The organism is Caballeronia arvi (assembly GCF_001544695.2).
Lineage (GTDB): Bacteria > Pseudomonadota > Gammaproteobacteria > Burkholderiales > Burkholderiaceae > Caballeronia > Caballeronia arvi.
The window spans coordinates 30,425-44,136 of the sequence record NZ_FCOM02000017.1 but is presented as its reverse complement, the minus strand read 5'-3'; the positions used below and the strand labels follow the sequence as shown (position 1 = coordinate 44,136).

Genomic DNA, 13,712 nt, shown 5'->3' with positions numbered 1-13,712 from the left:
GCTCAGCGCGCCGCCGCGTGCCGGTGCACGAGCGGCAGGCGCACCTGAAACGTGGTTCCGCCGTCGTTGCCCACGACGTTGAGCCTTCCATCGTGGCGCAGCACCACCGTCCGGTACGCGATGTGCAGCCCGAGGCCGTTGCCCTTGCCCGGCGGCTTCGTCGTGAAAAACGGCTCGAAGAGGCGTGGCAGGATATCGGCGGGAATGCCGTGGCCCGTGTCCGAAATCTCGATCACCGCGCAGTTGCCTTCCTGATGCGAGCGGATCGTGAGCTCGCCGCTTTCGTCCATTGCGTCGATGGCGTTATCGATCAGATTGGTCCACACCTGATTCATCTCGCTGCCGTACACCGGCACGAGCGGCAGCGCGCGATCGTAGTCCCGCTTCACGACGACGCCATGCTTCAGGCGATGCTGCATGATCGTCAACGTATCCTCGATGCCGCCGTGAATGTCGACTTCCTGCAGCGGCGCCTGATCCATGTAGGAATACGACTTCATCGCCTTCACGATCTCGGAGATGCGCCCGGCGCCGAGCCACGTCTGCTCCGACAGAAAGCGCATCTCGAAGGTCGCCGCGAGCCAGCGCACGCCCGCGCAGAACTGCTCGCGGCTCACGCGCTGCGCCACGGAATCGAACTCGTCCGGCACGAAGCCCGCCGCCACGAGCCGCGGCGCGATGAGCCAGGGTTTCTCGAATCCATGCGATGAAAGCCACTGCGCGAAACGGTCTTCCGCTTCGCTCTGCCGCAATGCGCCCTGCGGCGTCGCGTCGATGGCGGGTGGCGGGCGGCTCGCCCAGGTGTCGAGCGTGTTCATGATGTCGGCGGGCATCGCGCTCAGGACGAGCGCGCGCGTCGCACGATGCAGGCTGTCGAGCGCATCGCGCATGCCGTCCGCCGCGCGCGACACCGCCGCCGCCGGATTGTTCAGCTCGTGCGCGAGCCCCGCCGACAGCCGTCCCAGCGCGGCGAGCTTTTCGCCGCTGAGAATGAACATGTCGTAGGCGCTGATGCGGCCGTACATCGAACGGAAGACCTGCTTGCCGAAGGACTCGCATTCGCTCAACAGCGTGCGCACGACGCTCTCGGTCAGTGCGACGAGATAGCAATCCGTGTTCGCGGTGAAGGTGAGCGGCAAGGGCATGCCCGCGAGCAGCGAGGCCTCCGCGACCGATACCGGCGCGGCGCGCGTGTCGTCGATCACCTGACGGCCCGCGACGCACTTCTCCGTCAGCAGCTCGCCTTCGAGCAGGATGAACTGATGCGTGACGGTCTGCCCTTCGCGCATCAGAATGTCGCCCTTCTTCAGCCGATGCTCGCTCAGATTCGCGCGCAGCCATTCCCTGCGCTCGGCGGACAGTCCCGCGAAGAGCGGCATCTCGAAGAGCATCGATGGATCGCTCATGGATTCGCGAGATATTGATGAATGAAGTGCACCGCGATCGATCCTTCGCCGACCGCCGCCGCGACGCGCTTGACCGAATCGGCGCGCACGTCGCCCGCCGCGAAGACGCCTGGCACGCTCGTTTCGAGCAGGAACGGGTCGCGGCCGGGCTCCCATCCCGCGGGCACGCGCCCGCCTTTCACGAGCGCGCGGCCCGTCAGCAGAAAGCCGTGCTCGTCGCGCTCCACCACGCCGCGCAGCCATTCGGTGCACGGCGCCGCGCCGATGAACACGAAAAGCCCGCTCGCCGGCACGGTTTCCGAACGCCCGGTCTGCAGGTCGCGCAACGTGATCTCCGCGAGATGGCCATCGCCGCTCACGCTTTCGACTTCCGTATGCGGCCGCACGTGGATGTTCTCCGTCTCGTGAATCTGCTCGACGAGGTAATGCGACATGCCCACGCTCAAAGATGGCCCGCGGCACAGGACCGTCACTGAGCGCGCGTACTTCGACAGAAACATCGCGCCCTGCCCGGCCGAATTCGCGCCGCCCACGATATACAGATCCTGATTCGAACACGCGACCGCTTCCACCAGCGCCGCGCCGTAATACACGCCCGCGCCGGTGAGCTCGTGCATACCGCGCGCTTCCAGCTTGCGATACGACACGCCGCTCGCGACCATCAGCGCGAGACAGCTCACCTCGGAGCCATCGGAAAGCTTGACGAACTTGTACGGCGCCTCGATGCGCAGTCCCACCGCGTGTTGCGTCAGGATCATCTCGGCGCCGAAGCGCCGCGCCTGCGCGAGCGCGCGCCTCGAAAGATCCGCGCCGCTCACGCCGGATGGAAAGCCGAGATAGTTGTCGATATGCGAGCTCGTGCCCGCCTGCCCGCCGGGCGCATCGCATTCGATGATCGCGACATGCAGCCCTTCCGATGCGCCATACACGGCCGCCGCCAGTCCCGCCGGCCCGCCGCCAACGATGACGAGATCGTAGAAAGGCGTCGTCGAGCGCGTGTGCAGCCCGACTTTTTCGGCGATTTGCGCGATCGTCGGACGGCTTTGCACAGAGCCGTCCTCGAACACGACGACGGGCAACTGACGCTGGCCCGGGGCGAGCGCATTCAGCAGCGGATCGGCCTCGGCGTGGCGCTCGACATCGAACCAGCGGAACGGAATGTGATTGCGCGCCATGAAATCGCGCAACTGATGTCCTTGCGGCGACCAGCGATGATCGAGAATCCGGATGCCCTGAAACGCCGAGCGCGAGGACGCGTGCCAGTCGGCGAGCAGATCGTCGAGCGCGGGATAGAAATTCTGCTCGGGCGGATGCCACGGCTTGAGCAGATATTGATCGAGATGCACCGTGTTGATCGCGCGGATGGCGGCATCGGTGTCGGCGTAAGCGGTCAGCAGCACGCGCTTGGCCTCGGGAAACAGTTCGATGGCCTGTTCGAGGAACTCGATGCCGCTCATCTTCGGCATGCGCTGATCCGCGATGAAAAGCGCCACGGAGCGATTCTGCAGGCGCAAATGCTGCGCTGCTTCGAGCGCCGCCGGACCCGAATCCATGCGCACGATCTGATAGTGCTCGCCATAAGCGACCTGCAGGTCGCGCGCGACCGCGCCGGCCACGATGGGGTCGTCGTCCACGGCGAGGATCACGGGCTTGTCCATGAGCGTTCATGCGCCACGGCATTGGATTGCTGACATTGTAGGCGCTATGACGGCGAAGGTTTCGCGCAGCTTGCATGCGTTACAGCACCGAGCCTGCGAGTCGCTCGCCGGCGTGCGTGTCGCCGCGCCGCCCCGCGAGCGGCAGCGCGACGCGAAAGACCGTTCCGCTCGCGTCCGATCGCACGCCGATCGTCCCGCCATGCCGGTTCACCACGATGCGGTACGCGATATGCAGGCCGAGCCCGAGACTCGGACCGTGCGCATGGAGCGCGTACTTCGACGTGTAGAACGGCTCGAACACGTGCGCGAGCGCATCAGGCGCGATGCCCGGTCCGTCATCGGCGATTTCGACGATCGCTTCGTCGCCGTCGCGCTGCGTGCGGATGACGATGCGGCCCTGCCCGTTCATCGCCTCAATCGCATTTTCGACGATGCTCGTCCACACCTGATTGAGCTCGCTGCCATACGCCTGAAGGCGCGGAAGCGCGCGATCGTATTCGCGCGTGACCACGATGCCGCGCTTCGTCTCGTGCGTCATCACCATGAGCGTGTTGTCGATGGCGTCGTGGAGATCGATCTCCTGTTGCGGGCCCTGATCCATGAACGAATACGATTTCATCGCCGCCACGATGTCGAAGATGCGCTGCGCGCCTCGCGCCGCGTCATCGACGACCGCGCGCAGATCCAGCACGCGCGCGCTCCAGCCGATGGCCGCATCGAGCTGTTCGGGGCTCAGCGCGTCGGCGAACGGCGCGAGATCGTCCGGCGTGATGTGACGCGCCGCGAGCACCGGCGCGATGCGCCACGGCTTCGCGACGCGGCGCGCGGCGAGCCAGTCGGCCAGACGCGCTTCGCAATCGCTCTGGTGAAACGAGGACTGCGCGCCCGCGTGCCCGAGCGCGCCGAGCCCATCGAGCGTTTCTTTCGATACCGCGTGACGGCCAAGCGCGAGCGCCGAGCCTTCGAGCGCGTCGAGTTCCTTGCGCAAATATTCGAGTCCGCTCGTCAGCGCCGATGCCGGATTGTTCAGTTCGTGCGCGAGTCCCGCCGCCAGCTTGCCCAATGCGGCGAGGCGGCTGCGATTGAGCGCCGCCGTTTCGAGCGCGGTGAGCCAGTCGCTCATCACGCGCGCGACGGCCTGGCTGAACGAGCCGCAGGAAACGAACAGCTCCCGGAAAGCGGCTTCCGGCAGCAGCGCGAGCCGGCACTCGCTCATCGCGGTGAGCGTCACCGGGTACGGTATCGACGCCATCACGCAAGGCGTGCCGAACGCCTCCGGCGCGACGTAGCATTCGACATCGTGCAGGCCGCCGTCGTCGCGCGTCGCGTTCACTTCGCCGTCGAGGAGGATCGTGAGGCAGGCGGCCATCTCGCCTTCGCGCAGGAACACGTCGCCCGCGGCGATGGAAAACTCGGTCATGCGTCCGCTCAACCATTCCAGCCGGTCGGGCGGAAGATCGGCGAAGATGCGCAGACGGGCGAGTCGGTCGAGTTCGATCATGATGGCGGAATCGGGCGCATGTGCGTCGAAGCCGTCGCATTGAACGGATCGCTTCATTCGTCTGCGCGGCTCCGGGCCTCTCGATTCAGTGTAGGCAATCCGTGCGCTTGAACACCTACGGGCCTCGCGGACCGGCCGCAACATCGCAATTGCGCGACTTCCAGCAAAAATCGAAGAGCGCGGCTAACATTTAATCGTTTACGGACGCACGCCGTCCCGCATCGCCTGTTCCGAAATTTGAAATGCAGTCGTCCGATATGCAGTCAATGGAGGCCTGGAGATGAACAAGAAGAATTCCGCAGCCATCTGGATTCTGGTGGCGATGGTCATCGGCATCGGCGTGGGCTACATGATCTTCACGAGTTTTCCCGACAAGAAGTCCGCCACCGAAATCGCGGGCTACATCTCGCTCGTGTCGGACGTCTTTCTGCGGCTCATCAAGATGCTGATCGGGCCGCTCGTGTTTTCCACGCTGGTCGTCGGCATTGCGCACATGGGCGACGCGGCGTCGGTCGGGCGCGTGTTCGCCAAGGCGCTGGGCTGGTTCGTCACCGCCTCGCTCATTTCGCTGCTGCTCGGGCTGGTGATGTCGAATCTGCTGAAACCCGGCGACAACCTCGGGCTGCCGCTGCCCGACATCGGCGCGTCGGCGAATCTGGCGACATCGAAGTTCACGCTGAAGGACTTCGTCAGCCACATGGTGCCGCGCTCGTTCGCCGAAGCGATGACCAACAACGAGATCCTTCAGATCGTCGTGTTTTCGATGTTCTTTGGCGTCGCGCTCGCCGCGCTCGGCGACAAGGGCAAGATCCTGCTCGCCGCGATCGATCAGCTCTCGCACGTCATGCTCAAGATAACCGGCTACGTGATGAAGCTCGCGCCGCTGGCCGTGTTCGCCGCGATGGCCGCGACCGTCGCCGTCAATGGCCTCACGATCCTGCTCAAGTTCGCCGTCTTCATGGCCGACTTCTATCTCAGCCTGTTCCTGCTGTGGGGACTGCTCGTGTTCGCGGGCTTCCTGTTTCTCAGGCGACGCGTCTTCAGGCTGCTGTCGCTCATCAAGGAAGCGTTCATGCTGTCGTTCGCGACCGCCAGCTCCGAAGCCGCGTATCCGAAGATTCTCGATGCGCTCGACCGCTTCGGCGTGAAGCGCAAGATCTCCAGCTTCGTGATGCCGATGGGCTATTCCTTCAACCTCGACGGCTCGATGATGTACTGCACCTTCGCGACGCTGTTCATCGCGCAGGCGTACAACATCCATTTGCCGCTCAGCACGCAGATCACGATGCTCCTGATTCTGATGCTGACGTCGAAGGGCATGGCGGGCGTGCCGCGCGCGTCGCTCGTCGTCATCGCGGCCACGCTCAATCACTTCAACATTCCCGAGGCGGGCCTGCTGCTGATTCTCGGCGTCGACACGTTCCTCGACATGGGCCGTTCGGCGACGAACGCGGTGGGCAATTCGATCGCGAGCGCGGTGGTCGCGAAGTGGGAAGGCGAGTTGCTGTCTGAGCCGGACGCGGCGGCGAATGCGGCGCGCATCGAGGCCGAACAGGACGCCTCGCTCGCGCATCCGGCGCAAGTCTGACGGAGGCGAGCCATGAAGACGCAGCGCTTCTGGGCGGCGCTGGCGATGGCGAGCCTCGTCGCCATTGCCGGCAGCGCGCGGGCCGAAGACGTGCATACGCCCGCCCCCGACAACGACGCTTTCGCGCCCGCCGCGCTGACCGGCACGCTGGCGAAGGCGCGCGACACGGGCGCCATCGCGATCGGTTATCGCGATGCGTCCGTGCCGTTCTCCTATCTCGATGCGCGCAAGCAGCCCATCGGCTATTCGATCGAATTGTGCAAGGCGCTCGTCGCCGCGATCGGCAACGCGGTCCACAAGAACCTGAACATCCAGTGGGTGCCGGTCACGCCGGAAACGCGCATCGATGCGGTCGTCGATGGCCGCGTCGATCTGGAATGCGGCTCGACCACGAGTAACGTAGAGCGGCAAAAACGCGTGGCTTTCTCGCCGATCTTCTTCGTCGCCGGCACCAAGGTGATGGTCAAGAAAGGATCGCCGATCCGCTCGTTCCGCGATCTCGCGGGCAAGAACGTCGCGGTGACGGCGGGCACGACGAACGAGAAGGCCCTGCGCGATCTCGACCGGAAATTCGCACTCGGCATGCACTTGCAGATCGTGCCGGATCATGCGGAAGGCTTCGCGCGCGTCGCGAACGGTCAGGCCGATGCATTCGCCACCGACGACGTGCTGCTGTACGGCCTCATCGCCGAGAATGCGGCCAAGGGCGGCGCGTATCAGGTGATCGGCGATTATCTGTCGTATGACCCGTACGGCATCATGTATCGCAAGAACGATCCGCAACTCGCGCAAGTCGTGAGGGACACGTTTCAGCAGCTCGCCGCGGATGGCGAAATCGAGCGGCAATACAAGCGCTGGTTCCTGCAGCGTCTGCCGTCCGGCAAAAGCCTCGACATGCCGATGAGCGCGCAGCTCGAAAGCATCATCGAAACGATGGCGGGCGGGGAGTCTCAGTGAAGCCTCAGTGAAGCCCCAATGAAGCGCTAGCCCTGGATGAGCTGCCGCACGCGCGCGGCGAGCGTTTCGATCGCGAACGGTTTGGTCAGCACCTGCATGCCGGGTTCGAGCTGCCCGTGGCCGATCACCGAATTTTCCGCATAGCCGGTGATGAACAGCACCTTCAGGCCGGGACGCGCCTGCCGCGCCGCGTCGGCCATCTGGCGGCCGTTCATGCCGCCGGGAAGGCCGACATCGCTGATCAGCAGATCGATCCGCACGTTGGATTGCAGCAGCTTGAGGCCAGCGATACTGTCGGCGGCTTCGATCACCGCGTAGCCGGCTTCTTCGAGCACATCGGTGACGAGCATGCGCACGCTCGGTTCATCGTCGACGATCAGCACGGTCTCGCCCGCTTCGGTGCTCGAAATGGGCGGCGAGGCGTGATGGGCCGCTTCGCCATCGGCATCGCCGTAGAAGCGCGGCAGATAGATGCACACCGTCGTGCCCTGCCCGACTTCGGAGTAGATCCGCACTTGCCCGCCGGACTGCTTCGCGAAGCCGTAGATCATCGAGAGGCCGAGACCGGTGCCCATGCCGATCGGCTTCGTGGTGAAGAACGGGTCGAACGCCTTCGCCATGACATCGCGCGTCATGCCGGTGCCGGTATCCGTCACGCACAGCGACAGGAACTGGCCTTCGGGCATGTCGAGGGTCCGGGCCGCGTACCGGTCGATCCACTTGTTGGCCGTCTCGATCGTGATGCGCCCGCCGTCGGGCATCGCGTCGCGCGCGTTGATGCACAGGTTCAAGAGCGCGTTTTCGAGTTGCCCCGAATCGACGAGCGCGGGCCACGAACCCGTCGCGCCAACCGCCTCGACCCTGATGCCGGGGCCGACCGTGCGCTGAATCAGATCGGTCATGCCGTTGACGAGCGCGTTCACATCGGTGGGACGCGGATCGAGCGTCTGACGGCGCGAGAACGCGAGCAGCCGATGCGTCAGTCCCGCCGCGCGGCGCACCGCTCCTTGAGCCGCGACGACGTATTTGTCGACATCGGCGATGCGCCCCTGACTCAACCGGATGCTCAGCAATTGCAGCGAGCCCGACACGCCCGCCAGCAGATTGTTGAAGTCATGCGCGAGGCCGCCGGTGAGCTGGCCGACCGCTTCCATCTTCTGCGCCTGCCGCAACTGCTCTTCCGCGCGCATAAGTTCGGCGGTGCGCTCGGCGACACGCTGCTCCAGCGTCTCGTTGAGCGCGCGCAACGATGCCGCCGCGCGATCGCGCTCCTCCTCCGCTTTTCTGCGCGCGGAAATATCGCGAAAGAGCACGGACACCTGGCGCAAGCTCTGCGGTTCGACGCGCGCCGCCGACACTTCGATATGCCGCCGCGCCGTCAGGAAGTACCGCTCGAAACGCGCGGGTGTGCCAGTGCGCAACACCGCGCCGTAGAGATCGAGCCAACGATCGGCCTCGGTCGGATCGATGTCGCGCAGCGTCTTGCCGACGACATCGCGAATGCCCGTGTGCCGTTCGTAACCCGAATTGGCTTCGATATGAACGTAATCGCTGAGCGGCCCGTGCGGACCGTCGAAGAATTCGATGATGCAGAAACCGTCGTCGATCGTATCGAACAACGCGCGGTAACGCGCAAGAGCGGACGAGCGGGCGGCGTCGAAATCGGGTGCATCGTTCATCGGTGGATTCTTGTTGAGCGCGTGTGCAAGGCACGGCGACGAGAGCTTACGTCAAACGTAGCACACGGTCACGCCACAACAATGTTTGCGATAAACGACGAACTTTCGTCCAACGCGTTCAGCGGATTTTCGGGGAAATCACGCGGGACTCGACTGCATCACGCGGTTACGCCCGGATGCTTTCGCGTCGTAGAGCGCTTCGTCGGCGGCGCGGATGAGCGCGCTCACGTCGTCGTCGCGTTCGGGCTGCCAGCTCGCGAGACCGATGCTCGCCGTCACGCGGCCGAACTCGCTGCCCGCATGCTCGATCGAAAGATCGCTGATGGCCGCGCGAATCTTCTCCGCGATGCACGCCGCGCCGTCTGCGGACGTATCCGGCAACACGACGATGAACTCTTCGCCGCCATAGCGCGCGGCGGTATCGGCGGGCCGCCGGATGTTGTCGCCGATGCAGCGCGCGACGGCCGCGAGCGCATCGTCGCCGGCCTGATGACCGTAAGCGTCGTTGAACGCCTTGAAGCGGTCGATATCGACGAACAGCAGTGAAAACAGACTGCGCGTGCGGCGCGCGCGGCGCCATTCCTGATCGAGAATCTCGCCGAGCGTGCGGCGATTGTGAAGACCCGTCAGGCCATCGGTGCGGGCGAGCAATTGCAGCTCGGATTCCGCGCGCATGCGCCGTCTGAATTGCGCGGCGAGCACGAACGACAAGGTGATGAAGCCGATCGCGAGCACGCCCATCGACGAGCCGATGATGATCGCGCGCCGATGCCACGCCGCATAGATATCCTCTTCACCCTCGGCGACCATGATGATGAGCGGCAGCGTCGGAAAATTGCGGAAGTAGTAGAGGCGCCGCCTGCCATCGATGGACGATTTCTCGCCGAAGCTGCCTTGATCGGCGGTGCGAAAACGTTTGAACGTATCGGCGTTGCTGATGTCGCGGCCGATCACTTTCGCGTCGAAGGGCTGACGCATGATCATCAGGCCGTCGCGGGCGATCAGCGACACGGCGCCGTGCGGCCCGAGCGAAAGGCCTGCGAAAAGATTGCGAAAGTATTCGAGGTTGATGGCGATCATCGCGACGCCCGCGAACGATCCGTCGGGATGCGAAAGCCTTCGGCTCAGCGCGATGCTGGGCGCGCCGCCGCGCAGACGCGACGCATACGGGCCGCTGATGAAAAGCCCGGTGTCGGGATGATCGCGCTGCGCCGTGAAGTAGGGGCGGTCCGAGAAGTCGCCGGGCCGCGGCGCGAGACTGCCGGAATCGATGACGATCCTGCCGTTCGCATCGAGCACGAGGATCGATCCCAAATCGCGGGCGGTCGCAGCGCGATCGAACAGCACGTCGCTGCGCAGGCGTGGCGGCAGGGCCATGACATCGGCGCGTTGCACGCCTTCGACGACGGCCTGCAAGGAGAGTTCGTACAGTTCGAAATTACGCTCGATATCGCGCTCGGCGAGCAGCGCCAGATTGCGCGACGTATCGCGTGCGCGATCGAGCGCATCGATTCTGCCCTGATACAGCACCAGCGCGCATAGCGATGCCATCGCGAGCGCGATGACGGTGCCGCACAACACGATGACATTCGGCGCAGAGAGTCGGCGGCGCGCAGGCGCCGGCGGGTTCAGACTCGGGTCGGAGAGTTTTTCGGTGGCCACTATTTGGAGATCCCGGATACTGGCTCGCGAGTTTATCTTTGCTCTGCATGATCCCTGGTTAGCGAGCTCGGCCGATATTCTCTCTTATTTGGCGGATTTGGGTGGGGAGCGGGGAATTTGGGCTCACGGCGCAAATCGCGTGAACACGTAATCCCGATCCTTCACGCGCGCCGCATGACACGCGAAGCACGTCTGATGCTGTGCCGCATCCACGGGCTGTCCGTTCACGAAGCGCCCGAAGCCCCAGCCTCCCGTCGACGCGTACCGGCGCGAGTCCTTCACCATCACCTGCACGGTCGTCGGCTGTCCGGGCACCGTCGCGGGTTCGAAGTCGGGCGATTGCTTGCGCTTGTATGCGAGCTTCACGAGGATGGTGCCATCGGGATAAGGCTGCGTCGCGTGCTCGATCGCTTTGATCGCGACAGGATTGCCCAGCACGACGCGCAGTTCATCGAGCGGTGCGGCCTCTTCCGCGGGCGCGATCAGCTCCCACTTGCGATAACCCTCGGGAATGGTGACGCCATAAATCGGCGAGGCCGCAGCTTTCGACGGCTCCGCCAGCGCGTGATGCGCAACCGGCGACAAAAGCAACGACAAGCAAACGATGGTCCTTCGCAGCATTTCGCTCGACTCCTTTTCTTATGGCTTCAAAAGCGCGCGACATCGATGATCGCATCGGCGAAAGCGCGCGGCGCTTCCTGCGGCAAGTTATGCCCGACACCGCCGCCGATATTCCGATGCTCATACTTGCCGGTGAACTTCTTCGCATACGCGGACGGCTCGGGATGCGGCGCGCCGTTCGCATCGCCTTCCATCGTGATGGTCGGCACGGCGATCGTCGGCGCGGTGGCGAGGCGCGCTTCGAGCGCATCGAATTGCGGCTCGCCCTGCGCGAGTCCCAGACGCCAGCGATAGTTGTGAATCACGATTTCCACGTGATCCGGATTATCGAACGAAGCGGCCGAAATTTCATAAGCGGTATCGTCGAACTGCCATTGCGGCGATGCGAGACGCCAGATCAGCTTGTTGAAGTCGTGACGGTTCGCTTCGTAACCCGCGCGGCCGCGCTCCGTCGCGAAGTAGAACTGATACCACCATTGCAGTTCCGCCTTCGGCGGCAACGGCTTCTCGCCGGCCTTCTGATTGCCGATGAGATAGCCGCTCACCGACACCATCGCCTTGCAGCGCTCCGGCCACAGCGCCGCGATGATATTGACCGTGCGCGCGCCCCAGTCGAAGCCGCCGAGAATCGCCTTGTCGATCTTCAAGGCATCCATGAATTCGATGATGTCATGCGCAATTGCCGCCTGCTGTCCGTTGCGCGGCGTATCGGCGGAAAGAATGCGCGTCGGGCCATAGCCTCGCAGATACGGAACGAGCACGCGATAACCCGCTGCTGTGAGCATCGGCGTGACTTCGGCGAAGCTATGGATGTCGTAAGGCCAGCCGTGTACGAGTATGACGACGGGACCATTGTGCGGCCCGGCTTCCGCATAGCCGATGCGAAGCGTCGGCGTCTCGACATGGCGGAGATTCGTGAACGAAGCGGGCGGCGCGGACACGCTGCGCGACGTGCTCGCCTGCTGCGCTTTCGCGAGCCCGCTCAGGCCGAGTTCGAGAAGGCCGATGCCGGCAACGGTCGTGCCCAGCAAACGGCGGCGGCGTGTATTGATCTGATCCGACATGGCATTTCCCCTTGTTGTGCGTGTTGGCTTGGGGATATTGGAACCGGCTGACGTATCCGGCTCATGTCGAATGCGCGTTAAGTTGAATCGCAATGTATCGGTGCATGGTCCGGATACATTGCGATACACAAGCTTGCTTCAGCGACGAAGTTCCGCGCGTTTCAGCCTGCCGCTGTAGTACCGTTCACGCGATACGCGAATCGCCGCATCGAAGTCCGGCTCGGTCGCGAGATGCTTGTGGTCCACGCTGACGAGCCATCCTTGCGCGGACCGGCACCAGCGGATTCGTCCTTCGTCGTAGAGTCCGGAAAACCAGCGCCAGAGCGTGGCATCTTCCTTGTCGGCGAGCTTGGCCGCGTCGCTTCGGACGGTGTCGTTGATGATCGCAAGCATGGTCTTCGGGCCTCAGGCTAGTTCATTTGCAAGGCACGCGCTCAAGCAGCCAAAGCGCGTCCAAGCTCGATGTAGCGGGCAAGATGATGATCCTCGTCGCCGAGTTGATGATCGATCATCACGAGGCGCTTCGCGTAGTGAGAAAGCGGCAGCTCCCACGTCATGCCGATGCCGCCGTGCAGTTGAATCGACTCCTCCGCGACGCGCGCGCCGATGCGTCCGACCGAATACTTCGCCGCCGACAACGCACGCTCACGCGCGACACCCGATTCACTGACCGCCGCCGCCGCGTTGATCGCAGCCGAGCGCGCCTGTTCGATGTCGAGCAGCACGTCGGCCATGCGATGCTGCAGCGCCTGAAACGCGCCGATCGGCACGCCGAACTGCTTTCGCGTGCGCAGATACTCGAGCGTGTGCTCTTTCGCGACGTCCATCGCGCCGACCGCTTCCGATGCCAGCGCGACGAGTCCATAACCCACCGCATGTTCGAGCGTCGCGTAGCCATCGCCTTCATGACCGATGACAGCATCGGCATCGAGCGTTACATCGTCGAGCACGACTTCCGCTGCGCGTCCGCCATCGATCTTTCGATAGCCACGGACACCCACGCCCCGATGCTCACGCGGCACCAAGAAAAGCGCTATGCCCGCTCGTTCGAAATCGCCGCCGGACGTGCGCGCCGACACGAGCAGCACGTCGGCATGCTCGCCCTGCTGCACGACGCCCTTCGCGCCCTTCAGCACCCATTGATCGCCCCGCCGCGTGGCGCGCGTCGTCACGCGTGCGCGCTCGTAGTGCGAGCCCGGTTCATCGTGCGCGAATGCCGCGATGGTTGAGCCATCGATCATCTTCGCGATGATCTCGCGCTGCGCCTCGTTGCCCGCATGTGCAAGCGCGCGCCCGACGATCAGCGCATCGAGAAACGGCTCGACGACGAGCCCGCGCCCGAGCGCTTCGAACACGACGGCGACATCGAATCCATCGCCGCCGAAGCCGCCCGCCGCTTCATCGAAGAACGCGCCGATGATGCCGAGCTCGCAAAAGCGCTGCCACATGTCGCGGCTGAAGCCTTCGTCCGAGCGCGCAATGCGGTCGCGCATTTCGAACCCATATTGCTCGACGATGAAGCGGTTCAGCGAATCCGCGAGCATCCGCCGGTCTTCGGTGTGCTGGAAATTCATCG

Annotated in this window: 11 protein-coding genes; 2 read left to right on the top strand and 9 right to left on the bottom strand. The window is 64.3% G+C overall.

All coding sequences use genetic code 11. The annotated features are described in order from the left end of the window. Window positions 1-2 precede the first annotated feature (2 nt). The 3 genes from AWB74_RS20060 to AWB74_RS20050 form a co-directional block, all read right to left on the bottom strand. Complete coding sequence (locus tag AWB74_RS20060; RefSeq protein WP_061148484.1) at window positions 3-1,406, bottom strand: ATP-binding protein; 1,404 nt, start codon at window positions 1,404-1,406, stop codon at window positions 3-5. Beyond that, the gene (locus tag AWB74_RS20055; protein WP_061148483.1) at window positions 1,403-3,064 is read right to left on the bottom strand and encodes an FAD-dependent oxidoreductase; all 1,662 of its coding nucleotides are present in this window, start codon (window positions 3,062-3,064) and stop codon (window positions 1,403-1,405) included. Before AWB74_RS20055 ends, AWB74_RS20060 begins: the two co-directional genes overlap by 4 nt. 79 nt (window positions 3,065-3,143) lie before the next feature. Next, window positions 3,144-4,622, bottom strand: a complete 1,479-nt coding sequence (locus AWB74_RS20050; protein ID WP_235024630.1) for an ATP-binding protein — start codon at window positions 4,620-4,622, stop codon at window positions 3,144-3,146. Between the two features lie 223 nt (window positions 4,623-4,845). On the opposite strand from AWB74_RS20050, the gene AWB74_RS20045 reads away from it, so the two are divergent. Both AWB74_RS20045 and AWB74_RS20040 read left to right on the top strand, forming a co-directional pair. Then, a complete protein-coding gene (locus AWB74_RS20045) occupies window positions 4,846-6,153 on the top strand; it encodes a dicarboxylate/amino acid:cation symporter (RefSeq protein ID WP_061148482.1) in 1,308 nt (435 codons plus the stop codon). Between the two features lie 12 nt (window positions 6,154-6,165). Continuing rightward, window positions 6,166-7,110 (top strand): amino acid ABC transporter substrate-binding protein, encoded by a 945-nt coding sequence (locus AWB74_RS20040; RefSeq protein ID WP_061148481.1) that lies wholly within the window; start codon window positions 6,166-6,168, stop codon window positions 7,108-7,110. Between the two features lie 26 nt (window positions 7,111-7,136). Here AWB74_RS20040 and AWB74_RS20035 read toward each other — a convergent pair whose 3' ends face one another. The 6 genes from AWB74_RS20035 to AWB74_RS20010 all read right to left on the bottom strand — a co-directional run bounded on the left by AWB74_RS20035 (window position 7,137) and on the right by AWB74_RS20010 (window position 13,710). After that, a complete protein-coding gene (locus AWB74_RS20035; RefSeq protein ID WP_061148480.1) occupies window positions 7,137-8,789 on the bottom strand; it encodes a response regulator in 1,653 nt (550 codons plus the stop codon). A gap of 138 nt (window positions 8,790-8,927) precedes the next feature. After that, on the bottom strand, window positions 8,928-10,451 hold the full coding sequence (locus tag AWB74_RS20030) for a sensor domain-containing diguanylate cyclase (RefSeq protein WP_087039114.1): 1,524 nt from the start codon (window positions 10,449-10,451) through the stop codon (window positions 8,928-8,930). A gap of 123 nt (window positions 10,452-10,574) precedes the next feature. Further along, window positions 10,575-11,072 carry a cytochrome P460 family protein gene (locus AWB74_RS20025; protein ID WP_061148479.1) on the bottom strand — a complete coding sequence of 166 codons (498 nt, stop codon included), beginning with the start codon at window positions 11,070-11,072 and terminating at the stop codon, window positions 10,575-10,577. A gap of 26 nt (window positions 11,073-11,098) precedes the next feature. Then, window positions 11,099-12,136 carry an alpha/beta fold hydrolase gene (locus tag AWB74_RS20020; RefSeq protein WP_061148478.1) on the bottom strand — a complete coding sequence of 346 codons (1,038 nt, stop codon included), beginning with the start codon at window positions 12,134-12,136 and terminating at the stop codon, window positions 11,099-11,101. Window positions 12,137-12,274: 138 nt separating this feature from the next. Beyond that, the gene (locus AWB74_RS20015; RefSeq protein WP_061148477.1) at window positions 12,275-12,529 is read right to left on the bottom strand and encodes a hypothetical protein; all 255 of its coding nucleotides are present in this window, start codon (window positions 12,527-12,529) and stop codon (window positions 12,275-12,277) included. A gap of 41 nt (window positions 12,530-12,570) precedes the next feature. Further along, window positions 12,571-13,710 carry an acyl-CoA dehydrogenase family protein gene (locus tag AWB74_RS20010; protein WP_061148476.1) on the bottom strand — a complete coding sequence of 380 codons (1,140 nt, stop codon included), beginning with the start codon at window positions 13,708-13,710 and terminating at the stop codon, window positions 12,571-12,573. Window positions 13,711-13,712 lie beyond the last annotated feature (2 nt).

Excerpts from the sequence above, each read along its gene's own strand:
- AWB74_RS20010 (WP_061148476.1), bottom strand. The coding sequence starts at position 13,710 with ATGAATTTCCAGCACACCGAAGACCGGCGGATGCTCGCGGATTCGCTG.
- AWB74_RS20020 (WP_061148478.1), bottom strand. The coding sequence starts at position 12,136 with ATGTCGGATCAGATCAATACACGCCGCCGCCGTTTGCTGGGCACGACC.
- AWB74_RS20045 (WP_061148482.1), top strand. The coding sequence starts at position 4,846 with ATGAACAAGAAGAATTCCGCAGCCATCTGGATTCTGGTGGCGATGGTC.
- AWB74_RS20050 (WP_235024630.1), bottom strand. The coding sequence starts at position 4,622 with ATGAAGCGATCCGTTCAATGCGACGGCTTCGACGCACATGCGCCCGAT.
- AWB74_RS20035 (WP_061148480.1), bottom strand. The coding sequence starts at position 8,789 with ATGAACGATGCACCCGATTTCGACGCCGCCCGCTCGTCCGCTCTTGCG.
- AWB74_RS20055 (WP_061148483.1), bottom strand. The coding sequence starts at position 3,064 with ATGGACAAGCCCGTGATCCTCGCCGTGGACGACGACCCCATCGTGGCC.
- AWB74_RS20015 (WP_061148477.1), bottom strand. The coding sequence starts at position 12,529 with ATGCTTGCGATCATCAACGACACCGTCCGAAGCGACGCGGCCAAGCTC.
- AWB74_RS20025 (WP_061148479.1), bottom strand. The coding sequence starts at position 11,072 with ATGCTGCGAAGGACCATCGTTTGCTTGTCGTTGCTTTTGTCGCCGGTT.
- AWB74_RS20040 (WP_061148481.1), top strand. The coding sequence starts at position 6,166 with ATGAAGACGCAGCGCTTCTGGGCGGCGCTGGCGATGGCGAGCCTCGTC.
- AWB74_RS20060 (WP_061148484.1), bottom strand. The coding sequence starts at position 1,406 with ATGAGCGATCCATCGATGCTCTTCGAGATGCCGCTCTTCGCGGGACTG.